Consider the following 24,178-nt stretch of genomic DNA (forward strand, 5'->3'; position numbering starts at 1 on the left):
TAATAATTACTCAACACATTCTTCCATAAAACAATCCAAAAAAGTATCAGTTATACCTTGTGGATTCCTTCTCTCACATAGCGAATAAAGCTCATCAACAGCAGAATAAGGAAAGAACTTAGTTTTCATCTTCCTAAAATGCGGGTAATTTGCAAATTCCATTACCTTGTTTCTTACTTCATCAGGAGCAACAATAACCCACCTGATATCTTGTAGAAGTGGAGCGTAATCATGGAATTTCAGCATTCTAGTTAAGCCGCTTTTTATGCCAGTACTATGCTCAATTTCCATAACGGCCGGCATAAGCCTTCCGTTTCTAAACCATATGCAATCAATAAGTCTCGCTGCTTCAACTGCATCTTCATAAGCGCTAAGTACTTTTTCTTCGTTTAATCTCTCAATGACACCATCAATTTGTGCAATTGTACCGCTACCATATTTTATATGGCGATCATTCGCAGCAACCCATGTTCGATAGTTAAGACAATTACCAATTTTTGCTAATGCAATTTGAATCTGAGCATGACGCCTTTTTTCTTCAATACTCATTCCCACTTGTGGTGAAATGGTATCTAAATCAATACCTTGATGAACAACATCTAAGTTAATCTCAGATATAACAATATCAGTATCATGCTTCGCCATAACCCCATTTTCATGTGGTTTGTCTGGCATGTAGATTAAGTGCTTATGTCCTGGACGAACAGCCTTTTTGCTGTTCATGCTTTCTAAACGTCCTGGCTTACAAAAGTAAAACTCGGGCGTATGAGCTAACAATGCTTCTAAAACAGACCGTGTGTTATAGCTAGCACCAAAGACCCTATCAACATTAACAGGAATGTCGCTCTTTATAGAATTAGCTAAACGCCAAATCATCTGCGATGAAATGCTTTCCTTCTTACTGTCAGCTAAGGCTTGCCCCTTGCTGGGGTCAAACCTTTTAAACTCAATAGGGCCTTCAGGTTGAATAATATTTGTTACATAAATACGACCTGCATTCCTGTCATTCACATAATTGTAGGTTGTATCTCGTGGAAGTTTAGCTATTGCATGCACTAAGTTCGATGCTGTCAGTCTCATTTGACACGCCTAAATGATTTAAAATTGATTTTGCAATACCATACGCTGCTAAATAAGGCACACCATTACCTACTGTTTTAAACATGTTAGATAAAGTCATGTCCTGTGGCAATTCGAAATTAGCTGGTAATGACTGGATAGCCAGAGCTTCTGCAACGGTTATACGCCGAGGCTTGTAAGGATGTAAATGCACCTCATTATTACCGTACGCTGCAGTTGGGGAATAACGCCAGCGATGCAATCTTTTGTATGACTTGCGACTATCGTCACCTTCCCGGACGGCTAAAAATCTCGCCAACCCTGCTCTGGCAGTAAAAACATGTTTAGCATTAGGGTGAAGATCTACTTTATTTATCTCAAACCAATGGCTAACTGTTAGTTCAACAGGTATGCCTTCTGGAGTTGATAATTCAGAATCGACTCCAAACTCATCAGTTTCTGGCCAAGGAAAACTGAATGCATCCCGCCCAAGATACTTTCTCTCCGACCAATGAAACTCTGAACTCAAGGATTTATCTTTGAAACCGAGTAATATTATTCTGTCTCGATCTTGTGGCGCACCATATTCGATTGAGTTGATTAATCTCTCATGGAGGATATAGCCCTTAGAACTTAATTCGACTTTAATTTTTTCAAAAAAAGCTCGATGTTTAGCAGTCCGGTATAGACCTTTGACATTTTCGAAAAGGAAGAAGTCAGGTAACATTTCACAAATTAAGTCAACATAGGTCTGCGACAAACGACCATTTTCACCATCATGCCCTTTATTTTTCCCTGCTACAGAAAAATCAGGACAAGGTGGTCCTCCGATAAATCCGACCAGCTGATTTTCAGCACGTAAGGTATTCATATCATTATGTAAAGATGAATGATCCACATTTTCGATGCTGCAAGGTGCATAGCCAAACCGTGGTTCTTTATGTTTGAGCACTTTTCTTGAATGCTTGTACGCTTCCATAAATGGAAGATGGAATTCATTTACATACACCACTTCATATCCAGAGTTTTCAAACCCAAGATCTAAGAATCCTGAGCCTGAAAAGAAGGAGAAAATCGCTGGCTTTGTGGTCATTGTTTATCCGTTTGAATGTTGAAAAAAGCATGCACTACTATATAAAAAAACAGGTTTCAAGGCAAAAGCATGATTGAACTATTCTTCTCGGCTCTGACTTACTCGTCTCAATTTTCTTATAGCTGTCCGACTAAGAATGACATTCACGAACCAGATGTATATGATTGATTAATATGGTTTTATTATATTTTAGCCATCAACATTTTATCATTCTTAACCTAGTTACGGTGCTGTTCTTGCACCTCAACTGTGAGACCCACATACAATCCATATCTCCAAGATTACCAAGCCACGGGGGCTACTAAGTGACAAAAGCAAACATCAATCCGACAATGCTTAGCTGGACGCGCGAGCGCTTAAGCGTTGGTATGGGGCAGTTTGCGCAAGTGGCTTGGCCTGTGAGGAGCGTCTGCACAGAGGGGAGAAGGTAAGTTTGATGGGCTGTATGGCCTATCCCGATTACCAGTCAGCAACTTTTTCGCCATCAACCTTAGAAATAACCTTTCAAAACTTAGTTTGCCATCACAGCTTTGCCAAACTTCCAACCTTATTTAGTGCCAGTATTTTTATCTTTTGACCCTATAAGACAATAATATTCGCTATCCTGACCCCTCCTAACCTACCATGCCCCCACAAAGTTAAGTGCTATTATTATTCCCACAAATACCATAAAAAGATAAAATATTAGCACCATGGCAAAAAAAACAGCAAATCTACTTCCTGTCACAGCCCGGCTGCTTACCGATTTTGGTGAGAGGCTCAAGCTGGGACACCTGAGCCGTAAACTGACAGCCAAACAACTTCCGGAACGGACAGGTTTAAGGCCACTAACGCTGCGTTCGCTTCATGCAGGGGCACTGAGCCGTGTGAGGTTAGTATTACCCGATACTTTCGTCTGAACCTGGCAGAGGCTGATGAAATCATTCATAACTTTATTGACATCGTGAGTCAGTGGAGGACCATTGCCAATGGTTTACAACTCCCTCAGCGGGAACAGGAATATATGGCGGAAGCATTCAGGCTTGCGGTGAATTAGCCACTTACCAAGTCGTGATGAACGTCTCATTTTATCTGTCCCGACTGGACAGGGCGAACGGCCACATGCTAGTTGTTAACCGCACGGAAGAGTGAATTTATATTGTAAATATAAATGCCTCTTTCCAGGATAAATAATTCAAGAGTAATGGTTTGGCCCCCCGAACCATTATCATCAGGGTACGTGAAGAGTAAGCCCTCAGAGATTCGTTTCTCTGAGGGCTTTTTTTGTTTTTCTACTCAGGAGGAATTCAATGTCTAAACAACGTCGTCTGTCGAGAATTTTTGCAAAAGATGGCAAATCGGTCACGCTGGCGCTGGATGGTTATCACTTTTCAACGAAAACAGCGGGTATTGATAATACACTCAGTCAGCTGCCAGATTTGGTCGCGCAGGGTCTCGACTGTGCGCTGGTCACTTACGGCATGCTGAAAAACTTCGGTGAGGCATTAAGCCACGTTCCTGTGGTATTACGCGTCGATAGCACGGTGAGTATTTTTGATAATAGCGTGCCCGATACCGTTGCGGTGTTCTCCATTGAAGATGCGCTGAAAGTCGCGGCGGAGGGCGTGGTGTGCATGACCTTCCCCGGCGCCTTCAACGAGGAGAAAACCCACCTTATGGCGATGCAGCTGGCGCAGGCGGCCGACCGCTGGAATATGCCGCTGATTGTTGAATCCCTCCCTTACGGCTATGCCGTGACCAGCGACGACTCGAACAACCCGAAGATCATTGCGGCGGCGGCCAGAGCCGCGGTGGAGCTGGGCGCAGACGTGATCAAAACCCGCTTTAGCGGTACTGACGACGACCGGCTGATCGTCGAGGCGGCAGGCGCACCGGTGCTGGCGCTCGGCGGGCCTAAAACCGGTATCGACGGCTACTTTCAATTTGTACAGCACTGCATGCAGGCTGGCGCAAAAGGGGTGGCGGTGGGCCGCAATATCACGCAGGACCCACAGCCAGCAAAAGTGGTAGCAGGTCTGAATGCCATCATCCATCACAATGCCACGGCGGAAGATGCTTACGGCCTCTACATGGCTCATTAACATCGGAAATCACTATGCAGTTAAATAACACCATTATTCCCTCAGTCAGAAAGTATAAGCACCTGGAAAAGGCGCTCGCCTGCCCGTCGGAGTATCTGCTGTTGTCGGAGGCCAATATCGGCAACCTGCAGTCGCTGATTGGCAAATGTCATCAGGGCGGTAAAAAAGTGCTGGTCCATCTTGAACTGCTCGGCGGATTTAAACCGGACCAGGCAGGGATCGCCCTGCTAAAAAATTATTACCGGGTTGATGGTGTTATCTCATCCAATCTTTCCGCGCTGCGCTATGCCAAAAAAGAGGGGCTGCTGACCATCTTTCGCGTGTTGCTTATTGATTCGCGCTCGCTCGACCACTCCATCGATATCGTTAAGCACAACCCGCTGGATGCGATTGAAATTTTACCGGCTGAATACGCCTGTCAGTGCCTGGAATTAATCAGCCGCAATTTAAACGGCTGTGAGGTGGTATTTATCGCCGGGGGCTTCGTAAAGCGCAAAACCCTTGTAGAGAAAATATTCCATGCCGGATTTAAAGGGATCACCACCAGCGAACCTGGCTTATGGTAACCAATCAGGAGTCCACGCTAATGAATGATGAATTCGTCATGGGCATTGATAATGGCGGCACCTTCACCAAGGCCGCCATTTACGACCGCCGCGGTAAGGTTATCGCCAGCGCCGCACAGTCCACCCGCATGCTGACCCCGCAAGAGCATCACACCGAACGCGATATGGATGAACTCTGGGCCGCCAATCTTGCCGTTATCCGGCAAGCGCTTGAGCAGTCCGGCATTGCCGCCAGCCAGATCAAAGGCATTGCCGTGACCGGCCACGGCAACGGGCTGTATCTGGTCGATAAAAGCGGTCATCCGCTGCGTAACGGCATTATCTCCACCGACAGCCGGGCAAAAGAGTATGTGGAGAGATGGCAAAACTCGCCGGAATTTATCTCCCACGTTCTGCCCAAAACCATGCAGTCGGTCTGGGCCGGGCAGCCCGTCGCCCTGCTGGCCTGGCTGCAGGACCACGAGCCGGAAACGCTGCAAAAAACCCACGCGATTTTTATGGTAAAGGACCTGGTCCGCTTCTGGCTGACCGGGGAAGCCTGCGTGGAGCTGACCGATATCTCCGGCACCAGCCTGATTAACGTGCGCGAGCGCCGCTACGACGACGAACTGCTGGCGTGGTGGGGCCTTACTGAGCTGCGCGACAGGTTACCACCGATTAAGCTCTCCACCGACTGCTGCGGCACCCTCAGCGCGGAGAGCGCCCGCCAGACCGGGCTGCAGGCGGGAACGCCGGTTGCCGGGGGCGTGTTCGATATCTCTGCCTCTGCTATCGCCTGCGGCATCAACAGCGTGGATAAGCTGGCGATCGTCACCGGCACCTGGAGCATCAACGAGTACGTCACCGATCGACCGGTGATCGACAAAGATCTGTTTATGACCTCCATCTACCCGATCGACGGTAAATGGCTGATCACCGAGGCCAGCCCCACCTCGGCCAGTAATCTGGAGTGGTTCATCAATAACTTTATGGAGGGCGAGCGGGAAAAAGCGGCCTCGGAGGGTTCATCCGTTTACGACCTGTGCAGCGCGCTGGTCTCCTCCACTACGCCGCAAGAAAGCCACCTGCTGTTCTTTCCCTTTGTCTTTGGCTCCAACACCATCCCGGATGCCTCCGCCGGCTTTATCGGCGTCAGCAGCTTCCATAAAAAGGCTCATTTCCTGCGAGCGATCTATGAGGGCGTGGCGTTTAGCCACCTCTATCACACCGAGCGTTTACGCCATATCAACCCGCAGTTAAGCCGCACGATTCGCATTGCGGGCGGGGTTACTAACTCCCCTGCCTGGCTGCAGCTGTTCGCCGATATCTTTCAGGCGCGGCTGGAAATCGTCGATGTCAAAGAGCACGGCACGCTGGGCACGGCGATGACGGCAGCGGTGATGATCGGCTGGTTTGACGACGTCTTTAGCGCCTCTCACGCGATGGTCCACGTCTCGCGCACCGTGCTGCCCAACCCGGACAATCAGCAGGTCTATCAGGACAAATATCAGCTGTACAAAAATCTGCTGTCAGAGATGCAGTCCCCGTGGCGGCGCTGCAGCCACTTCATCACCGATTAATGAGGCAAGCATGGATCTGAACTTAAAAAACCGTAGCGCCATCGTCACCGGGGGTGCCAGCGGGCTGGGGAAAGAGCTGGTGCTGTCGCTGGCAAACGAAGGGGTCAACATCTGCTTCAGCTACTTAACGCATGAGGAGAGCGCGCAGCAGCTGGTTGCCAGCGTGAAAAACGCCACCGGCGTCAACATTATCGCGGTGAAAACCGATCTGGCGGATGAGCAAAGCCGGGAAGCGCTGTTCGCAACCTGCGTTGCAAGGCTGGGTAGCGCGGACATCCTGATCAATAACGCGGCGATCTGGCTGAGCGGCTACGTCACTGAATTATCCCAGCAGGAGTGGGACCGGGTGATGAACATCAATCTGAAAGCGGTGTTTCACCTCAGCCAGCTGTTTGTTAATCACTGCCTGCAGCGGGACCAGGCGGGCAGCATTCTGAACATTACCTCGCAGGCGGCCTTTCACGGCTCCACCACCGGGCATGCGCACTACGCGGCCAGTAAAGCGGGCCTGGTGGCGTTCGCCATTTCGCTGGCGCGCGAGGTCGCCCGGCAGAAAATCAACGTCAATAACCTCGCCGTCGGGATGATGGATACCGCGATGGTTCGTGACCAGCTCGAACGGGATCCTGACTATTACCTGAAGCGCATTCCGCTGGGCCGGGTGGCCCAGCCCGAAGAGATCGCCGACATCGGCGTGTTTATGGTCTCCCCTAAAACCCGCTATATGACCGGGGCCACGGTCGATGTCACTGGCGGGATGTTGATGCGTTAACCCATGGAGAACAGTTATGAAATGTCTGGCGATTGCCGATCTTTTTATCAATAAAGCGATGATGGAATCCGGCCTTAAGGCGCTCAGGGATGAAGGCATCGAGGTTGAAGTGCGCGAGTGGACGCATCCCTCCGTCGAGAAATTACAGCAGGATAATCTGCGGGTTGAGCAGCAGGGTGCCGAAGCCGTGGCGTTACCCGCAGAGCTGCTGCTGGCAGCGGAGGACGCCGACATCCTGATCGTTCAGTTCGCCCCGGTGAACACCGCCGTCCTCAACCAGCTGCCACAGCTGAAGATTATCGGCGTGCTGCGCGGCGGCGTGGAAAACGTCAATCAGGACGCTGCGCAGGTGCGCGGCATTGAGGTGATAAATACGCCGGGGCGCAATGCGCGCAGCGTGGCGGAGTTCACCGTGGGCATGATCCTCGCGGAGATGCGCAATATTGCCCGTTCGCACGCTGCGCTGCGCGCTAAAATCTGGCGCGGGGAGAGCCCTAACCATCGGGCGATCCCGGAGATTGGCGGTAAGGTGGTCGGCCTTGTCGGGCTGGGCAATATCGCCCGGAGGGTCGCCGGTTACCTTAGTGCGTTTGGTACGGAGATTATCTTTTACGATAAGTACGTTAGCGGACACGATCGCTATGAAAAAGTCGATTCGCTGGATGAGCTGGTCAAACGCGCTGATGTTATCTCGCTGCACGCCCGGCTGACGCCGGAAACCGCGCAGATGATTAACGCGCATCATTTTTCCCTGATGAAAAGCAGCGCGATAATCGTCAATACCGCCCGCTCCGGGTTAATCAATGAGGGCGACTTAATTGCGGCCTTACAAGCCGGGAAAATTATGGGTGCCGCGCTGGATACCTTTGATGACGAACCGCTGCCGGATAACAGCCCCTTTTACACGCTGAATAACGTAACGATTACGCCACATATTGCCGGTAGCACTATGGATGCCTTCAGCAACTCGCCCAAACTATTTTCTGAGGCGCTGCTGGCCAGGCTTAATAAAAAATAACCCTCACGCTGTACTCAATCCACATAGCCAACCGGGCGCGGAATATTCCGTGCCCGTATCTTCCGCACGCTGAAGGAATGATTATGGATATTATCAACAGCATTATCAGTCTGGGGGCATCCGTCATGATGCCCGTAATATTCTTTATTATTGCGCTTTGCTTTGGGGTCACCCTCGGCACGGCATTTAAAGCCGGGATGCTGGTGGGGATCGGGTTTGAAGGGGTCGGACTGGTGATTGGCCTGCTGCTGACCCATCTCGGCCCCGCTTCGCAGGCGATGGTTGAACGCATTGGCCTGCACCTGACGGTGGTCGATACCGGCTGGCCCACGGCCTCAACCATCGGCTGGGGCTCGCCGCTGATGCTGCCGGTGGTGGTCGGTTTTATTATCATCAACCTGGCGATGCTGCTGCTGAAAATCACCAAAACGGTGAATATCGATATCTTCAACTACTGGATATTCCTGCTTGTGGGTTCAGTGGTGTATGCCGGAACCGGTAATTACTGGCTTGCTGTCGGGATGACCTTCGGCATATTTATTCTGACGCTGCTGGCGGCAGATTTCACCGCGCCCTACCTGCAGAAAAATTATCACCTCAAGGGGATCTCATTCCCCCATCTTACCTGTATATGCTACGTGCCCTTTGCCATGGTCTGTAATTACCTTATTGATAAGACCCCGCTGATCAGAAAAATAAACTTCGACCCGGAAACCATTAACAAAAAGTTTGGCGTTTTTGGTGAACCGCTGACGTTAGGCTTTGTGCTGGGGTTACTGCTGGCGCTGTTGGCCGGATATGGTGCGTCGGCGGCGGTTGCGCTGGCGATTAAGGTCGCGGCGGCCATGCTGCTGCTGCCAAAAATGATCGAGATCCTGGTGCAGGGGTTGATGATCGTGCGTGATGCGGCGGAAGCAAAGCTGAAGGCGAAATTCCCCGGTCGGGATTTCTACATCGGCATGGATACGGCGTTACTGATTGGCGAACCTTCGGTGCTGGCAACCGGGCTGCTGCTTATCCCTGTGACGGTGGTGCTGTCCGTCATTCTGCCGGGCAACCGCGTGCTGCCGTTCGTTGACCTGGCGTCACTGATGTTCCTGCTGGCGATGGTCACGCCCTTCTGTAAACGCAATATGTTCCGCATGTTTATTACCGGCACGCTGATCGTCACCTGCATTTTGTACGTCGGCAGCGACATTTCCCCGGAGTACACGCAGGCGGCGCGAAACGCCAATATCCCGATCCCGGAGGGGATGTCTGAGGTAACCAATATGGTCGGGGGAGCCACCACTCCCGTCGGCTGGCTGGCAGTGAAGTTCGCGGAGCTGTTTGGCACTGCGCATTAGCGGTGAAGGATTGTGGCGGGCGGAGTGAACGTGACTGAGTTGATACGGTTGCAGGGGCAACCGTATCAACCCGGTGCCATTGATTAGTCGTACAGCCACTTCCCTGCCTTAGCCGATTCAATCAGCATCCCAAGAGTGAAGTCGGGTACAGGAGTGACTGGAAATTTCTTGAAGGGATTCCACGAAAAAGGCTCATCAGGATAGTAAGTTTCAATCATGTAACTCCTCTGTTGAACCTGGAATTCTCTAAAGAACTCGTCCATTAAATCTTCGGCTTCACCAACATCTAAGCGCATATCCGTGTCTAAATCAGTTGCGGGTGTGAGCAGCCGTTGCTTCTTTTCGTTGTTAAATAAATAAACACCGTTGTAGCGCCTTGCCAGTGCGATAACCCGCTGCTCAATATCATCGTCCATGCTTTATCGTTCCTCCCTTTTAGTGAGGGAATGGCAGCTGCACCCCCTCAATGAACCTAAAATCATAGCGATCAAATTATCAGCATTCTGGAGTTTAAAAGCGATCTCATGCCTTGGATATCGCTCCTTCCCATCTCTTGCTTTCTCGCGAATCCTGCGCAAAATCAGCTACAATCGTCCCTCTTTCTCAACAGTGGCCACCGTAAATCCCATGACCCTCAATACCTTCTGTTACCTGCTTCTGGCCTTAGCGGCGGTCGCCAGTGCGCTGCTGCCGCACCCGCTGGTGATGTGGTTGCTGCTCGCCAGCGTGCTGACGTTTGTCATCTACGGCGGGGATAAAATGGCGGCGCGCAAAAGCTGGCGCAGAGTGCCGGAGTCGACGTTGCTGGTGCTGGGACTGGCGGGGGGATGGCCGGGTGCGGTGCTTGGTCAGCAGCTGTTTCGCCATAAAACGCAGAAGCAGCCGTTTAAGCGTTACTTCTTTATTACTGTTCTGCTGAACATCGGGATGATGGTCGCGCTTTACTGGTTTTATCCGAACGTCATCAGCCTGGTGATGTGATTGAGGAAAGCTGAATGTCAGGCACAAAAAACCACCTCGCGGTGGCCAGTTTTAGTTGACCACTCCACTGGTCACTATGGAGTACCAATAAACTGGTGACTTAAAGAAGTAAAATCTGGGGGCGTTCTGCCCCCTCATTCTTTGGGATAAGAAAATTCAGCAGTGACTAAATGAGACTCTGACTTATCAGATTGGACGTCATACGCGAAGTTATAACGCTCTCCATTTGTAAACTTAAATCCAAACACAGGGAGACACTCACCTTTCGGTACATAAACAGGCTTGTCATCGAAAATCTTGTGAAGAGAATCGCTATTGTCGCTATTGATTTGAATAGCAGTAATCCGCTCCTGTGGCTCCAGTGGTGACACCACACAAACTTGATTATCTTTGATATACGTCGTGGTCGATTTTCGTTCTACCATTCGATCACCCGACCCAGGGCATCCCGTTAAGAGAAATACGACACCCAGCAGCATTATGTTTTTCATGTTTAACGCCCTTTCCCTGTTACGATTTTCTGTAGCGATTCAGTTTTCATCCAAATCTGTCCCGTTACACTGTATCGACGGTGACAAAGAGCAGACGAAGAAACTATGGTAAATTAATCTTTTTTTGAGGCCTGAGGAATGGGTATGTTTCTGAAAATACAGGATATTATTGATCTGAAGACTCTCATTGAATCCGAGCAGGTTGAGTTTAAGTTAGCTGGTGGTAAAGACGGCAAAGGTGAGTTACCAAAGGATTTCTGGCCGACCTATTCTGCTATGGCCAATGGAAGAGGTGGTTGGGTCATCCTGGGCGTCAAAGAACAGGATGGCGAATTCACGCCTGTAGGCGTAACTGACCCCCAAAAGATCAAAACTGATTTGTTCAATCAGCTGAACGATCGTGATCGTGTCAGCGCTAATGTTCTCCAGTCCGAAAAAGACGTACAGCTGGTGAACTTACAGGGCAGAGAGGTGTTAGCAATTCACATCTCTCCCGCGATAAGAAAACAAAAACCTGTCCACTTAAAAAAATCACCTTTTGGTAACACCTATCAGCGTCTACATGAAGGGGATCGCATTTGTGATGATATGACGGTTAAGCGCATGCTTGCTGAGCAGATCCACGACAGTCGTGACAATGAAGTCCTCTCCGAGCATTATGGTTTTGACGAAGATATTGATCTCGATAGCTTGAAAGTTTACCGCAACCTGCTTTCGTCAAATAATCCACAGCATCCCTATCTCGCCTGTGAACCCTTTGAGTTACTCAAGATGGTCGGTGGCTGGCGTAAAGACCGTGAAACGGGAAAGCAGGGCATCACACTTGCTGGAATTTTAATGTTTGGTAAGTGGGATGCTATTACTGCTGCCTTACCCAACTATATGTTGGATTATCAGGAGCGCCCGGAAGCCAGAACTGAACTTCGCTGGGTCGACAGGATAACCCCTGACGGTACCTGGTCAGGTAACTTATTTGATTTTTATCGTAAAGTTTATCAAAAGCTTGTTTCCGATCTTAAAGTCCCCTTTACTCTCGAGGAAGGTCAGCGTAAAACCGATACGCCTATCCACATCGCATTACGCGAAGCGTTAGTTAATACGCTGGTACACGCTGATTTTTCAGATCGGGTTTCCATCTTGATTGTTAAACGACCTGATATGTTTGGTTTTCGGAACCCAGGACTTATGCGCCTACCCCTGGAAGATGTGGTCACGGGAGGCACAAGCGACTGCCGTAATCGCCTTCTGCATCAGATGTTTCTGCTCATAGGACTGGGTGAGAAAGCCGGTTCAGGTATGCCCAAGATTTTCAGTGGCTGGAAGTCGGCTAACTGGCGAACGCCAAAGCTGTGGGAAAAACCTATCCCTGCACAGACCTTACTCGAGCTTTCTACTGCGAGCCTTATTCCACAGCACATTCTTGATGCGTTATACCGGCAATTTGGTGAAAGATTCGGGCTGCTCGATGACTTTGAACAGGTCATTATCGCAACGGCCGCCATTGAAGGCTGGGTGAATCATGAGCGCGCCTGCCAGCTGACAACTAAGCATCCACGGGAAGTTACGCTGACGTTACCACGACTGGAAAGTAAAGGCTTCCTCACTGCAGGCGGTGAGCAGAAGAGTAAACACTACACGCTGCCGGGTGTTTCGGTAATGACACCAGATGAAGTTTTCTCTCAGGGAGCAGTTAATATGCTAAGCAGCTCCACATATTACGGAGAGGGCTCCACACTTAACGAGCAGAGCTCCACATATAGTGAGGGAGGCTTGACACATAACGACATCACGCCAGAGAGCGTAGCGAAGACCAAGAGTGATATGGAGGATAGTCATCAATGCGTTGTAAGGGATGAACATGGACGCATATTAAACCGCTTTATCGACTTACCCTACATTGACTCCGTAGATCATTTGACGCAACCCTTTCGAGATATTCTGTTCACGCACGCTGCCGTACCCCGTGAAAAATTGCGTCTAGGAGACAAGGATCTGATGAAAATTGTAATCCTGACTGTGTGCCAAGGGCATTTTATTTCAGTATCTGCGCTGGGGGAAATCCTGAAACGTAACCCCAACGCACTGCGCCAGCAGTACCTGAAGCAATTGGTGGAGTGTGGTCAGCTTAAACTGGCATTTCCTCAGTATAAAAATCATTCTAAGCAAGGATACAGTACGGTTTAAGGGAGCGTTGCCATTCAACGATGGCAATGCATCAGGTTCTGTTTCATTTAATGACACCCATTACTCAAAACCGTATACCGCTTAAAATCGAACTTTCGGTATAGAAATCAGTATCCCGCAGCATGCGATATACCAACAGATACCATGCGAACAAAAAAAGAACAGATATTAAGATATCCAATTGATTTAAGGCAAAAAAAAGCCACCCTCAGGTGACTTAGTTTTTGCATATGGTGCCGAAGGCCGGAATCGAACCGGCACATCTCTCGATGGTTGATTTTGAATCAACTGCGTCTACCGATTTCGCCACTTCGGCACTGAAGGGTATGCGGAAAACGTTGTGGATTATACCGTTACCCCCTGTATACGCAACCCCATTCCGCACGTGCCGGGTGTGAGTGCTGAAAAAACACGCGCTGGGGTCAGAGAATAACGGGCCGGGCATGCCCGGCCCCTACGAAAACGGGGGGTGACAGGTGGGAGGATGGTCGAGCATAAAAACGGTCGGCAGCAGCAAAAACGGTGGGTGACAGGTGTGAGAATGGCTGACCAAAAACGGAAAACGGTGGGTGATGGGGGTATAACGGGCCGACCTTAAAAGCGGTCGGCCCCTACAAAAACAGGGCGTAGGGGGAGGTGGCGGCATGAGTTACGGAACATTCCTAAAGGAACTCAGCGCGGATAACAGGGTCCGAAAGGGAAGCTATCGTTGCAGCGCCACGGAGGGCTGCGCGCCACATCACATTGTATAGGTCACCTCATGAAAGCAGCTTCTCAGTTTGTTCTGGCACTCTCCCTCTCCACCGCCCTGTTCACCGCTGCGGCGGGGGCTGCCAGCTGGCAGGATCAGCTTAACTCGGCCGCCAGCGCGCTGGGGCAGAACGCCAACAGCAATTCCGCCTCTTCTACTACCACCACCCAGAGCGGCACCTCGCTGGGCGCGCTCACCGGGCTGCTGAACGGCGGCAGCCAGTCGCTCAGCTCCGGCACCATGACCAATGCGGCGGGCGTGCTGCAGTACTGCGTGCAGAACAACATCGTGGATAACAATGTCTCCTCGGTGAAGGATAAGCTGCTCGGCAAGCTGGGCCTTGCGGATAGCCAGAAGCAGCAGGAAACCACCGACTACAAACAGGGGCTAATGGGCCTGTTGAATACCAGCAACAACCAGCAGGTTGACCTGAAGTCGCTGGGCGATACCGCCATCGGCAAGAAGGTGAAAACCAAAGCCTGCGATCTGGTTCTCAAACAGGGTAAACAGTTTATCTCGTAACCTCTCTCTCAGGCGGTGAGGCTGTCCCCTCCCCGCCTCTCTCTGCAGTACCAGGCAAATAACCCGAGCCACATAATGCCACTTTTTAGCCCTGTAATTTACAGGGATATCTCTCATCGTAAGCCGTCGCTAAAATATTCCTCGAGGGCGTCTCCGCAAGCACTTATTACCCCATCTGGCATCGGTATGAATTGTAATTCAGCAGATTTAAAACCCCCTCACCAGCCCATACGACCCGAAACATCTTAAAAAAAACGGGTAAAACACCTCAGTCTAACTTTAAACAATCGGATAACTCACAACTTAGGATTATTCTAACCTCTTCGCGAGATATACCTTAGAAAAAGACCCCGATCTTAAATTTTGATGGCGTATATCACTGAGCTAGTGCGCAACTCTTTTAGGATTTTCTTTATTTTGATAGCATCCTTTCCAGTTCGGTTAAGCACTTTCACTCATTACTGATTTACAAGGGATGGGCGAAACATCACTTAAGCGAACAATACGGATAGCACCTGACAAGGATCGAATTATAGATTGATCGTGAGGTTGTGACTCTTTATTTCTCAGGATTTTAATATAAACAGGATGAATTATGAAAATGACTAAAGTAGTTATGGCTGCTGCTTTCACTGCTGCTCTGAGCTCTGGGGCTGCTTTTGCCGCTGATACCACCACAGGGCAGATCAAATTCGAAGGTGAACTGGTTAATACCGCCTGTGGTCTTTCTGCAAACTCCAGTCCAGTGAACGTTAATTTCTACCAGGTTCCTGTATCAGCACTGGCAAATGGCCAGCGTGCAGCCAGCGTTCAGAAAAATATTGAACTGCAGTACTGCGACACCACCATAGCGCAAAGTGCTGTTGTCACCTATAACCCAACCAGCCCAAATGCCGTTGATGACTCACTGGCAGCATTTACTTCGGGTACTGCCTCTGGCGCGGGTATCGGCCTGCTGGACAGCGCTAACCAGGAAGTTAAGTGGGGCCAGCCTACTGCATCCGTGAAGCTGGTTAACGGCACGACGACCATTCCGTTTGTTGCTTTCCTGCGTTCAGAAAAAACCACAGATACTGAGAATAATGTTGCTTACAGCCCGGTTACAGCAGGTTCTTTCGAGTCGACAATTAATTTCGAAATCGCCTACCAGTAATACGCAATAAAGATACAGTGCGGGGGGATCCCCCCGCACATTTTCACATTCGATGGCAATGCCAGGGAGAGTCAGAATGGAGATCGGCAACGCAATAAGTAGCGATGAGCGTCTCACTGCTCTTTTTTCTGCGCGCGCTGAAGCAGGAAAAAGTCAGACCCGATCGGGCCATAAACGGAAAAATAAAATATCACCACAAAAAAGAACCCCAGCAAAGAGCAGAAAAATTAAACTCAGAGCATTAAAACACTTATCATTGAGAGCGCTAGCCAATAAAAAAACACCCCGATGATATTACGGAAGGCATCTGTTTTCGGGGGGTAGGTTTACGCTATCCGTACTGAAAAGTTCGTTATGAAACGCAGAGCATTTAAACATTTTTTCCAGGATTGAAATCATGTTGGGAACTTTCAGAGTTAAATCAACCGCGGCCATTTTGCAGGCAATCAGCGTCTGCTACGCCACGGCAATATATGCTGACGATAGCGTTGAATTCAATACCGACGTGTTAGATACCGCCGATCGTACCCATATCGATTTATCTCGTTTCTCAACGGATAACTACATCTCGCCTGGCAGCTACCTGCTTGATATTCGCGTTAACGGCAAGTCGCTGGATCAGGAAAAAATTCGCTATATCGAAACCGCAAAGGGAAAAAGTGCCCAGCCCTGCATCAGCAGCAGCCTGCTGAATAAGCTGGCGCTGAAAGAAGAAGCGCGGCTGAAGGTCGCCCAGCCCTATGAGAATTGCTACTCGCTGCAAACGCTGCCGGGTGTGCAATTAAGTAACTATGCCGGTTCGCTCGACATTACCGTGCCCCAGGCATGGATGAAATACGACGATCCTGACTGGACGCCCCCCGAGCGCTGGGATAACGGCATCGCCGGGCTGATTTTTGATTACAGTCTTAACGGACAAATGACCCGACAATTCGACGACAGCCATAATTACAGCACGGTATCAGGCTACGGCCAGGCCGGCGCTAATCTTGGCGCGTGGCGTCTGCGCGGTGAGTATCAAACCAGCTATTACAGTGACAATCACCAGTTTGCTTTCGACTGGAATCAGATTTACGCCTATCGTCCCCTGCCGATGATGGCGGCCAAACTGACGCTGGGTGAAATCTCGCTCAATTCGCAGGTTTTTAGTACGGTGCGTTTTACCGGGGCAAACCTCGTCAGTGACGAACGCATGCTCCCCCCCGCCCTGCAAGGCTACGCGCCTGAAATTCAGGGAATTGCGCGCGGGAACGCCACCGTAACGGTCAGCCAGAGCGGTCGTATTATCTACCAAACCACCGTGCCTGCGGGACCGTTCAATATTCAGGACTTGCGCAGCTCGGTGCGCGGCACGCTGGACGTCCGCGTCGAAGAGCAGGACGGCTCGGTGTCTACCTTCCAGATTAATACCGCCGACATTCCCTATCTGACGCGCCCGGGATACGTACGCTACAACCTTGCCGGCGGCACGCCGTCGACTTACAGCCATAAGCTGCAGGGGCCTTCGTTCATTTCCGGGGATTTTTCCTGGGGGGTCAGTAATGCCTGGTCGTTATACGGCGGGCTGCAAACGTCTGGTGAGGAATTTTCCGCCTCCACAGTGGGCGTCGGGCGCGACCTGAGCGTGCTGGGGGCCCTTTCTGTCGATGCCACCCAATCCCTGAGTAAACAGCGTGATGGCGAGCGTCTTACCGGCACCTCCTGGAAGCTGAGCTATGCGAAAACCTTTGACGAATACCACAGTGCGATCACCTTCGCAGGCTACCGCTTTTCGCAAAAAAATTACCGAACGATGGCGCAATACCTCGACGATCGCTACCGCGACTATCAGGACTCACCGTTTTTTGGCCGTGAAAAAGAGCTGTACACCATCACCGCCAATAAAACCTTTTGGCCGGATAGCGCGGACCAGGCTACCACACTGTTTTTGTCCTACACCCATCAAAATTACTGGGAAAACAAACGCAGGGAGCGCTACGGCATGTCTGTCAGCCGCAGCTTCCGCGTGGGGGATACCAAAGGCATCAGCGCTAATCTTTCGGCATACCGCTCCGACTATCGGGGACGCACGGATGATTCTCTCGCCCTCTCGCTCTCGATCCCGATAGGTGACAGCCGGTGGGCCGGTGTGGATGTACAGAGCTATAACGGCAAGAGCAGCCCGATGGCGTCCTACACCGATAACAGCGACGCTAACAATCTGTGGCGTATCCGCAGCGGCGCCAGCCAGGACGGCAACGCCAGCGTTGACGGCTACTACCAGCGTCGTGCGCAGATGGCAGATATCAACACCAATGCCAGCTACCAGCAAAATCGCTTTGTGGCGCTAGGCACATCAGTGCGCGGCGGCTTTACCGCCACACGTCATGGCGCGGCGCTGCACAACGGCGGAGCCACCATGAACACGGCGCGGGTGATGGTCGACACCAACGGGATCGGCGGCGTGCCGCTTAATGACAAACGTTCAAGAACCAACAGTTTTGGTATTGCCGTGGTGCCGGACATCGTGAGCTACAGCAGTTTTGATACCCGCGTTGACGTTGACGCGATGGATGGCGACATCGAACCCGCCAAAGCCATTACCACCGCAACGCTGACCGAAGGGGCCATCGGCTATCAGGCTTTTGGCATGGCAAGGGGATTGAAAATCATGGCCACGCTGCGCCTGGCTGACAATAGCGTACCGCCATTTGGTGCCGAGGTTTATAACGCAGACGGTGTCAGCGTGGCGATGGTGCTGGATAACGGGCAAGCCTGGCTGGCCGGGGTCAATCCTGACGAGACGCTCAACGTGGTCTGGAATGGTAAAAATCAGTGCCGCATCGCCATGCCGTCGGATATCAACGAGCAAGCCACCAGCATGCTGCTGCCGTGCCGCTAAGCACGCACATGATGTTAATTCACAGTCATAAAAGGTCAAAAATGAGCATGAATAAATACACAACCCATTGGATGGCCGCCGTGGCGCTGAGCGTACTCAGTGGCCAGGCCGTAGCGGGTATTTCACTCGATCGGACCCGGCTGATTATTACCGAGAAAGAGGCCTCAGCTAGCGTAAATCTCTCGAATACCAGTTCAGCCATTCCTTTTCTTGCCCAGTCGTGGGTAGAGGATGAAAAGGGCAATAAGATCACGGCACCGCTGCTGGTTTTACCTCCGCTGCAGCGCATTAATGGCGGGCAAAAGGGAATTGCACGCGTCACAAAGACTTCGGGAATAGAGCAGCTGCCTAAGGACAGAGAGAGTCTGTTCTTCCTCAACGTGCGTGAGATCCCGCCGAAACCCGATAAGCCGAATACGCTGCAGCTGGCGATGCAGTCACGCATCAAGCTGTTTTACCGGCCGGCTGCCGTGATCCCAAAAAGTAAAAGCGAGGTCTGGCAGGACCAGGTGGTGTTCCAGAAAAACGGCAATCAGATAACGGCACAGAATCCGACGCCTTATTACATCACCCTTCTTGGCCTGTCGGACGATGCGAAGCGCAAACTCACCCACTTTCCAGGGATCATGATTGCGCCGAAATCCAGCCAGCAGTTTGCTATCACGGAAGCGAGCGTCAGCACCTTCTCCATGATGTACGTCAACGATTATGGCGGCCACCCGGAGCTGAAATACCGCTGTGACGGCAACACCTGTAAAGCGCTACCGCCTGCGCAGCAGGATCAGTAACCAGGTAACAGGGAGCCGACAATGCGCCACACACTTTCATCTCTGTCTCTGTTGATGATGAGCCTGACACTTCCGCTGCAGGCAGAGACGTTACGGCTGCCAGATCTTAAGGCCGGGGAGCAGACTCGCGAGGTCAACGGCATTGTCCGGTTCCACAGTCTGGATCTTACCTTGCCGTGTACGGTGATAACGCAGAGCCATATGCGGGATATTGCGCTGGGCGCAATTGACGCGGGACGTTTTCATCAGGCTGGCGATCGCAGTCAGCCGGTACACATCAGACTGAATCTGAAAAATTGCCTGAAAGGAGCCGCCGGTGCGCCAGCCCCTAACGGGGCGAAGCGGGTGGTCAGTAACAGGGCGGCCAATCCCGCGGGTGAGCGAACTATCCAGCTGATTTTTATGGGAGAGGCCGATCCCAGCAACGCGGAACTGCTGCGTATTCGCGGAACCGTGCAGGGCGCAGGCATCCGGCTGCTGGATATCAACGGCAACGCGCTGGCGTTCAATCAAACAGCCCGATCTTATCTGATCAATGCCGGAGACAGCGAGTTTGACTTTGTGGCCGCGCTGGAATCAACGGGCGGTCACGTCAGCAATGGCGAATTTAGCAGTCTGATCCGCCTGAAAATGGAGTATCTGTAATGAAAAATTCCACGCTGTTACGCCAGCCACGCTGTCGGGGCCTGCTCTCTGCTGCTGCACTGCTGCTGCCTCATTTAGCCTGGTCCGCCGAGCCTCATGGCGCCATTGAGCCGACGGCGGGCACCTATGACTACAACATCAACCTGGAAAATCAGGACATTACCGATAACCGCATAGGGGCCACTATCCCGCGCGCTTATAGCCTGAGCGGAAGCTACTCGGCCAGGGTGTTTTGCAACAGCAATATTAGCAATGCGCCTATCTACTTCTCCTCCACGGCGACGCTGCCACAGGACAGTCGCTACGCAGGCTTTCTCAAGCTCAATGACTACCTGTCCGTCAAAATTGAGATCTGGATTAGCGGCGCGCGGCGCGAGTATTTTGCCGTGCCGTTTAATAACGTTTCAAATATGTTGGCGAACAGCTGCACCGCGCCCTCCTCAAGAATAACGCCCGATATGGACTCGGGCTCGATGGGCCGCGTGACCTTTATGGTGACCAAACCCATTATTAACGGCATCAGGCTGGAGGGTACCGAGATTGCCAGGCTGTTCGGCAGCCTCGTCGCGGGTAACCAGGGCACGGTGGCCCTTTCGCGCACCAACATCAATTCCGCCATCATTACCGTTCCGGACAAGTGCATCATTAATCAGGGCACGCCTGTGGTGGTGGATTTTGGCACCATCCCCGGAACGGGCAGCAAGCTGAACGGCATTAATTACAGCCAAAATATACCGATCCACGTGAAGTGCCAGGGAGGAAGTTTTGCCAGTGGCGCACTGAATATCAAGCTGGGTATTCAACAGCCCTCGCCGGCTTTTGACGACGGTCGATATCTCAGCGTCAGTGGCTCTCCTGCGCGTCCCGAGCTGGGTATCGCCCTTAAGGACAGTCAGGGTAAAGCCATCATCCCCAATACTTTTTATGACGTTCCGGGCTTTACCAATAATGAAGGGAACTGGAATCTCGTGGCCGCGCCGATTGCAAAAAGCGCCACGTCGATGATTCAGGAAGGCGAATTCAGCGCCTCGGCAACTATCGTTGCGCAATTCCAGTAAGGGAAGAGAATGAAAAATATCATTATTGGTCTCGTACTGATGCTGCCTTTGCTTCTTGCGGGTCCCGCGCAGGCCGCTGGCGAACTGATTGGTGGCCAGCTGGATTTTAAAGGCGTTGTGGTGGCTATCCCCTGCAGCATCGCTCCGGAATCGGAAAGTGCACCGGTAGATTTTGGCAAAATTTCCACGCGCGATCTTTACCACTCTGAGAAAAGTGAACCCATTGCTTTCACGCTCAAGCTACAGGACTGTAATCCGCAATTGGCAAGTACCGTCACCGTAACCTTTAGCGGCAGCGAAAACCCCAATCTGAAAGACCACCTGGCGATAAAGCCCTCAACATCCAATGGGGCCAGCGGTATTGGCATCGGACTGCTGGAAGAAAATAACACGCCGATCCAACTGGGAGTGGCAACGCTTCCTGTCACGCTTAAAAGCGGGATGATGCAGCTGAACTTTAAAGCTTTTATCGCCGCAGAGCCTGAAGCGCTATCAAAAGAAACCTTGACCACCGGGCCTTTTACCGCCACGGCAAACTACATATTGAATTATCAGTAACGGCATCAAAAGGGATTTTCAGCATGACGTATCGATGTTTTTTTTATGACGAAAATGCCTACTTTTTTGAGGGGATGAAGGCGAGCATTTCATCTTTATTTCGTGAAACAAGAAATGTGTCATTTTCGCTAACGGATGATTACGAACAGCTTATTGATCGAACTAAAAGCAGGATCGAGGGTAACCAACACCTGTGGCTTTTCTGCGATTTAGATATGCTCCCTATGGAGCGTTTTGTGATGCTGAACAGAATGCAGGGTTGTTATAAGCACCAGAACAAAAAGCTGGTCATTATGCTAAGCAATCATCATATGCCATTTTTCTTAACCATCTACAACCTGTTTCCACAGGCGCACTGGTTAATGAAAAATGAAAAAATGGAGCATATCCCTGCTTTTCTTAATGGACTGAATCAAAAAAAAGCCAATGAAAACCGGTTCAGCTACTCGCTGATAGATTATACCCGTAACACTATACGCAGTGGTGATGTCCATCATTTAATCTCCTGTAATGAGTGGTGGTTAATTGAAGAGATATTGAGAGGGAAATCTCTGTCAAATATTGCCCATCAGGCGGACACCGACATCCGAAAAATAAGCTATGTAAAGCGCAAGCTAATGAAAAGGCTAAATATAAAAAACAACATCGCTCTTTTTGAGAAGTTCAAATGGCTTACGCCCTCAAGATAAAGCAATAAATTCGATATTTACCGCCGGGTTTTCCGTCGGTATCGCGCAGCACCTGTCTGCAAAATCAACCTAAAGTAAGGAAATAAAGATGAAAAAAGTGACCGCTGTTGAAGCCGCACGCATTATTGGTGGCACCTGTAAGACCTGTGAAAGCACCTATCAGCTGATTACATCAGGGAGCGTGAAGTCCTGTAAGCTGGTAACAACCTGCACCGATAAGCACGGTACGGTTATTTCCAGCACCTCAAAAGATGCGGCCAGCAGCAATTGTGGCGTGTTGAACTAAACCCTTGAAGGGCTAATACCCGGAGTCACTCTTTTCCGGGTATTTTTCTGTTTCATAACGAGATGAAGATGACTATCCAGATTAAACGCCGCACATTTATCGGCTATTCCCTGTTGCTGATTATAATCTCTGTACTGATAACCGTACTGTGCTATCACCTGTTTGTGTTTAATACTTTTTCCTCTGACGTTAACCAGACGCAAGCTTTTCGTGAGGTCAGCGATGAAGAGGTTAAAAACAGCCCTATTAAGGACAACAAAACCATTATTGAGGTGATGTCCCTTGGCTGCCACTACTGTGCCGCGAATGAAGATAACCTCGCCGAATTCGCACGTTCGCTGCCGGCGGGAAGCCAGTTCAAAGCGATTCACATCACCAGCGACGATAATGGCCTGGCCGTCTACGCTCCGCTATTTGCCACGCTGGAGGAGATGGGTATTGAAGAGAAGTATCGCGACAGCGCCTATAACGCCATCATTACGCGCAATATTAACCTCAGCGATGGCGAAGCGCTTGAAGCCTGGCTAACAAAAAATAATATTGACGTGGGGGAATATCATCGTGTCAGTCAGAGTGACGCAGTAAAAAATCGCCTGAACTATATGGCGGAGGTGACCCGCCATTACGCTATCCGCTCCACGCCAATTTTTATTATTAACCGGCGTTACGTCGTCGCTCAGGATCGCGATTTCCCGGCGTTTGCCGACCGAATGCGGCAACTGCTCAGCGAGGATAAGTGATCCCAGTGCTGAAGCTTCTGTTGATCCGTATCGTCTTTAGCGTCAGAAATGGCGTTGAGCGGACTGCTGCATTACGCAGTCTGGGGTCGCGCGCGGCCATGGTGATACTGCGCAAAATTTTGCGATACGGCTATCTGCCCGCGCTACTCGCGGTCGCCAGGGCGCTCTGTGCACTGCGTATTGTCGGCCGGGGCTGGCGTTTGCAAAATGCGGTGGCAACCGAGAACTACCGCTGTCTGACGGGGCAGACTGGGCAGATCAACGCCGCGTGGATTGCGGTGCGCCGTCGCCTGCTGGAAGAAGCGGCCACCTGGGGACAGAACCCGGCACTTCTGCAACAGATCCAGCGCTGCGCCAGACAGCTTGATGCGGTAGTGGCACCGCTGCACCGCGAAAAGCACCCGATTATTCTCGCGCCGTTACACTCCGTCTCCGATGTGCTGGCCGCGATGGTGGGCGCCAGCGTGACGCCGGGGAGAGCCAGCGTGGTCGTCTCCGCCAGTGCGGCGCGCTATAACCGCCACACGCGGGCGCTGGGTGGGATCCAGCTCTCCTACTGCTCTATTCATCAGCAGAATAAGGCGCTGGCTGGCGATCTGATGTCGCTGCTGAACGACGTCATCGATGGTCAGCAGAATATGATCATTTTCCCGGATATTACTCCGGACTATACCCTGCAGGCAGAGGGCGCGCTGGCGGCTAAGCTGCCCTGCCGTCTGTTTGGACGCGCGGCAAAGTTACACAACGGCGTGGTACGCCTATCTGCTGCCATCTCCGCACAGGTGGTTTTTTATCATCTCTATTACGATCGCGGCCTGCATATCCATATTCATGCCCCCGTGGCGGCTAAAGCGGTGCCCGGCGCCCTGCCTGGCATTATCGAACAGACGCTGCGAACCCGTCCCCAGGACTGGTTGCTCTGGCACAACCACTCTCTCTATTTTATTAATCACTGAA

23 protein-coding genes and 1 tRNA gene are annotated in these 24,178 nt (G+C 51.1%); 19 read left to right on the forward strand and 5 right to left on the reverse strand.

What is annotated here, in order from left to right:
- Positions 1-6 precede the first annotated feature (6 nt).
- Both J2Y91_RS04935 and J2Y91_RS04940 read right to left on the reverse strand, forming a co-directional pair.
- Positions 7-1,080: a type II restriction enzyme NmeDI-related protein gene (locus J2Y91_RS04935; protein ID WP_253537510.1), complete on the reverse strand. Its 1,074-nt coding sequence runs from the start codon at positions 1,078-1,080 to the stop codon at positions 7-9.
- Positions 1,040-2,152, reverse strand: a complete 1,113-nt coding sequence (locus tag J2Y91_RS04940) for a DNA cytosine methyltransferase (protein ID WP_253537513.1) — start codon at positions 2,150-2,152, stop codon at positions 1,040-1,042. Before J2Y91_RS04940 ends, J2Y91_RS04935 begins: the two co-directional genes overlap by 41 nt.
- A 1,289-nt stretch (positions 2,153-3,441) precedes the next feature.
- On the opposite strand from J2Y91_RS04940, the gene J2Y91_RS04945 reads away from it, so the two are divergent.
- The 6 genes from J2Y91_RS04945 (at position 3,442) to J2Y91_RS04970 (ending at position 9,494) form a co-directional block, all read left to right on the forward strand.
- Positions 3,442-4,233 carry a class I fructose-bisphosphate aldolase gene (locus J2Y91_RS04945; RefSeq protein WP_253537517.1) on the forward strand — a complete coding sequence of 264 codons (792 nt, stop codon included), beginning with the start codon at positions 3,442-3,444 and terminating at the stop codon, positions 4,231-4,233.
- A gap of 14 nt (positions 4,234-4,247) precedes the next feature.
- Positions 4,248-4,799: a glycerol-3-phosphate responsive antiterminator gene (locus J2Y91_RS04950; protein ID WP_253537521.1), complete on the forward strand. Its 552-nt coding sequence runs from the start codon at positions 4,248-4,250 to the stop codon at positions 4,797-4,799.
- A gap of 20 nt (positions 4,800-4,819) precedes the next feature.
- Entirely contained in the window at positions 4,820-6,358 is a 1,539-nt protein-coding gene (locus tag J2Y91_RS04955) for an FGGY-family carbohydrate kinase (protein WP_253537523.1), read from the forward strand.
- 10 nt (positions 6,359-6,368) lie between these two features.
- Positions 6,369-7,130 carry an SDR family NAD(P)-dependent oxidoreductase gene (locus tag J2Y91_RS04960; protein WP_253537525.1) on the forward strand — a complete coding sequence of 254 codons (762 nt, stop codon included), beginning with the start codon at positions 6,369-6,371 and terminating at the stop codon, positions 7,128-7,130.
- A gap of 16 nt (positions 7,131-7,146) precedes the next feature.
- The gene (locus J2Y91_RS04965) at positions 7,147-8,148 is read left to right on the forward strand and encodes a 2-hydroxyacid dehydrogenase (protein ID WP_253537527.1); all 1,002 of its coding nucleotides are present in this window, start codon (positions 7,147-7,149) and stop codon (positions 8,146-8,148) included.
- Positions 8,149-8,231: 83 nt separating this feature from the next.
- On the forward strand, positions 8,232-9,494 hold the full coding sequence (locus tag J2Y91_RS04970) for a PTS galactitol transporter subunit IIC (RefSeq protein ID WP_253537529.1): 1,263 nt from the start codon (positions 8,232-8,234) through the stop codon (positions 9,492-9,494).
- 83 nt (positions 9,495-9,577) lie between these two features.
- On the opposite strand, the gene J2Y91_RS04975 is transcribed toward J2Y91_RS04970, so the two are convergent.
- The gene (locus tag J2Y91_RS04975; RefSeq protein ID WP_253537531.1) at positions 9,578-9,910 is read right to left on the reverse strand and encodes a DUF1493 family protein; all 333 of its coding nucleotides are present in this window, start codon (positions 9,908-9,910) and stop codon (positions 9,578-9,580) included.
- A 211-nt stretch (positions 9,911-10,121) separates the two neighbouring features.
- Between J2Y91_RS04975 and J2Y91_RS04980 the strand changes: the two genes are divergently transcribed.
- Positions 10,122-10,475: a DUF1294 domain-containing protein gene (locus J2Y91_RS04980; RefSeq protein WP_133622672.1), complete on the forward strand. Its 354-nt coding sequence runs from the start codon at positions 10,122-10,124 to the stop codon at positions 10,473-10,475.
- Positions 10,476-10,609: 134 nt separating this feature from the next.
- On the opposite strand, the gene J2Y91_RS04985 is transcribed toward J2Y91_RS04980, so the two are convergent.
- A complete protein-coding gene (locus J2Y91_RS04985; RefSeq protein WP_253537533.1) occupies positions 10,610-10,966 on the reverse strand; it encodes a putative T6SS immunity periplasmic lipoprotein in 357 nt (118 codons plus the stop codon).
- A gap of 144 nt (positions 10,967-11,110) precedes the next feature.
- Here J2Y91_RS04985 and J2Y91_RS04990 point away from each other — a divergent pair, with 144 nt between their 5' ends.
- Complete coding sequence (locus J2Y91_RS04990; RefSeq protein WP_253537535.1) at positions 11,111-13,150, forward strand: RNA/DNA-binding domain-containing protein; 2,040 nt, start codon at positions 11,111-11,113, stop codon at positions 13,148-13,150.
- Positions 13,151-13,381: 231 nt separating this feature from the next.
- Here J2Y91_RS04990 and J2Y91_RS04995 read toward each other — a convergent pair.
- Positions 13,382-13,466 (reverse strand) — tRNA-Leu (locus J2Y91_RS04995).
- A 444-nt stretch (positions 13,467-13,910) separates the two neighbouring features.
- On the opposite strand from J2Y91_RS04995, the gene J2Y91_RS05000 reads away from it, so the two are divergent.
- From J2Y91_RS05000 to J2Y91_RS05050, 11 genes are all read left to right on the forward strand, one after another.
- Positions 13,911-14,423, forward strand: coding sequence for a YjjA family protein (locus J2Y91_RS05000; protein ID WP_253537537.1), 513 nt, complete (start codon positions 13,911-13,913; stop codon positions 14,421-14,423).
- A gap of 595 nt (positions 14,424-15,018) precedes the next feature.
- Complete coding sequence (locus J2Y91_RS05005) at positions 15,019-15,576, forward strand: fimbrial protein (RefSeq protein ID WP_253537539.1); 558 nt, start codon at positions 15,019-15,021, stop codon at positions 15,574-15,576.
- A gap of 397 nt (positions 15,577-15,973) precedes the next feature.
- The gene (locus J2Y91_RS05010; protein ID WP_253537541.1) at positions 15,974-18,457 is read left to right on the forward strand and encodes a fimbria/pilus outer membrane usher protein; all 2,484 of its coding nucleotides are present in this window, start codon (positions 15,974-15,976) and stop codon (positions 18,455-18,457) included.
- 47 nt (positions 18,458-18,504) lie between these two features.
- On the forward strand, positions 18,505-19,245 hold the full coding sequence (locus J2Y91_RS05015; RefSeq protein ID WP_413449785.1) for a fimbrial biogenesis chaperone: 741 nt from the start codon (positions 18,505-18,507) through the stop codon (positions 19,243-19,245).
- Between the two features lie 21 nt (positions 19,246-19,266).
- Positions 19,267-19,890 carry a fimbrial protein gene (locus J2Y91_RS05020; protein WP_253537548.1) on the forward strand — a complete coding sequence of 208 codons (624 nt, stop codon included), beginning with the start codon at positions 19,267-19,269 and terminating at the stop codon, positions 19,888-19,890.
- The gene (locus J2Y91_RS05025) at positions 19,890-20,948 is read left to right on the forward strand and encodes a fimbrial protein (RefSeq protein ID WP_099754639.1); all 1,059 of its coding nucleotides are present in this window, start codon (positions 19,890-19,892) and stop codon (positions 20,946-20,948) included. The genes J2Y91_RS05020 and J2Y91_RS05025 overlap by 1 nt, the downstream gene beginning before the upstream one ends.
- 9 nt (positions 20,949-20,957) lie before the next feature.
- The gene (locus J2Y91_RS05030) at positions 20,958-21,506 is read left to right on the forward strand and encodes a fimbrial protein (protein WP_253537551.1); all 549 of its coding nucleotides are present in this window, start codon (positions 20,958-20,960) and stop codon (positions 21,504-21,506) included.
- A 23-nt stretch (positions 21,507-21,529) separates the two neighbouring features.
- The gene (locus tag J2Y91_RS05035; protein WP_187497119.1) at positions 21,530-22,195 is read left to right on the forward strand and encodes a DNA-binding response regulator; all 666 of its coding nucleotides are present in this window, start codon (positions 21,530-21,532) and stop codon (positions 22,193-22,195) included.
- An 88-nt stretch (positions 22,196-22,283) separates the two neighbouring features.
- Positions 22,284-22,481, forward strand: a complete 198-nt coding sequence (locus J2Y91_RS05040) for a DUF4762 family protein (protein WP_048917458.1) — start codon at positions 22,284-22,286, stop codon at positions 22,479-22,481.
- A gap of 74 nt (positions 22,482-22,555) precedes the next feature.
- Positions 22,556-23,221 carry a DsbA family protein gene (locus J2Y91_RS05045; protein WP_133625004.1) on the forward strand — a complete coding sequence of 222 codons (666 nt, stop codon included), beginning with the start codon at positions 22,556-22,558 and terminating at the stop codon, positions 23,219-23,221.
- 5 nt (positions 23,222-23,226) lie between these two features.
- Entirely contained in the window at positions 23,227-24,177 is a 951-nt protein-coding gene (locus tag J2Y91_RS05050) for an ABC transporter (RefSeq protein WP_253537554.1), read from the forward strand.
- Position 24,178 lies beyond the last annotated feature (1 nt).

Source organism: Erwinia aphidicola, assembly GCF_024169515.1.
Classification (GTDB): domain Bacteria; phylum Pseudomonadota; class Gammaproteobacteria; order Enterobacterales; family Enterobacteriaceae; genus Erwinia; species Erwinia aphidicola.

Excerpts from the sequence above, each read along its gene's own strand:
- J2Y91_RS05000 (WP_253537537.1), top strand. The coding sequence starts at position 13,911 with ATGAAAGCAGCTTCTCAGTTTGTTCTGGCACTCTCCCTCTCCACCGCC.
- J2Y91_RS05005 (WP_253537539.1), top strand. The coding sequence starts at position 15,019 with ATGAAAATGACTAAAGTAGTTATGGCTGCTGCTTTCACTGCTGCTCTG.
- J2Y91_RS04975 (WP_253537531.1), bottom strand. The coding sequence starts at position 9,910 with ATGGACGATGATATTGAGCAGCGGGTTATCGCACTGGCAAGGCGCTAC.
- J2Y91_RS05040 (WP_048917458.1), top strand. The coding sequence starts at position 22,284 with ATGAAAAAAGTGACCGCTGTTGAAGCCGCACGCATTATTGGTGGCACC.
- J2Y91_RS04990 (WP_253537535.1), top strand. The coding sequence starts at position 11,111 with ATGTTTCTGAAAATACAGGATATTATTGATCTGAAGACTCTCATTGAA.
- J2Y91_RS04970 (WP_253537529.1), top strand. The coding sequence starts at position 8,232 with ATGGATATTATCAACAGCATTATCAGTCTGGGGGCATCCGTCATGATG.
- J2Y91_RS05025 (WP_099754639.1), top strand. The coding sequence starts at position 19,890 with ATGAAAAATTCCACGCTGTTACGCCAGCCACGCTGTCGGGGCCTGCTC.
- J2Y91_RS04945 (WP_253537517.1), top strand. The coding sequence starts at position 3,442 with ATGTCTAAACAACGTCGTCTGTCGAGAATTTTTGCAAAAGATGGCAAA.
- J2Y91_RS05030 (WP_253537551.1), top strand. The coding sequence starts at position 20,958 with ATGAAAAATATCATTATTGGTCTCGTACTGATGCTGCCTTTGCTTCTT.
- J2Y91_RS04950 (WP_253537521.1), top strand. The coding sequence starts at position 4,248 with ATGCAGTTAAATAACACCATTATTCCCTCAGTCAGAAAGTATAAGCAC.
- J2Y91_RS04980 (WP_133622672.1), top strand. The coding sequence starts at position 10,122 with ATGACCCTCAATACCTTCTGTTACCTGCTTCTGGCCTTAGCGGCGGTC.
- J2Y91_RS05010 (WP_253537541.1), top strand. The coding sequence starts at position 15,974 with ATGTTGGGAACTTTCAGAGTTAAATCAACCGCGGCCATTTTGCAGGCA.
- J2Y91_RS05020 (WP_253537548.1), top strand. The coding sequence starts at position 19,267 with ATGCGCCACACACTTTCATCTCTGTCTCTGTTGATGATGAGCCTGACA.
- J2Y91_RS04960 (WP_253537525.1), top strand. The coding sequence starts at position 6,369 with ATGGATCTGAACTTAAAAAACCGTAGCGCCATCGTCACCGGGGGTGCC.
- J2Y91_RS04955 (WP_253537523.1), top strand. The coding sequence starts at position 4,820 with ATGAATGATGAATTCGTCATGGGCATTGATAATGGCGGCACCTTCACC.
- J2Y91_RS05035 (WP_187497119.1), top strand. The coding sequence starts at position 21,530 with ATGACGTATCGATGTTTTTTTTATGACGAAAATGCCTACTTTTTTGAG.
- J2Y91_RS05015 (WP_413449785.1), top strand. The coding sequence starts at position 18,505 with ATGAATAAATACACAACCCATTGGATGGCCGCCGTGGCGCTGAGCGTA.
- J2Y91_RS04985 (WP_253537533.1), bottom strand. The coding sequence starts at position 10,966 with ATGAAAAACATAATGCTGCTGGGTGTCGTATTTCTCTTAACGGGATGC.
- J2Y91_RS04965 (WP_253537527.1), top strand. The coding sequence starts at position 7,147 with ATGAAATGTCTGGCGATTGCCGATCTTTTTATCAATAAAGCGATGATG.
- J2Y91_RS04935 (WP_253537510.1), bottom strand. The coding sequence starts at position 1,080 with ATGAGACTGACAGCATCGAACTTAGTGCATGCAATAGCTAAACTTCCA.
- J2Y91_RS04940 (WP_253537513.1), bottom strand. The coding sequence starts at position 2,152 with ATGACCACAAAGCCAGCGATTTTCTCCTTCTTTTCAGGCTCAGGATTC.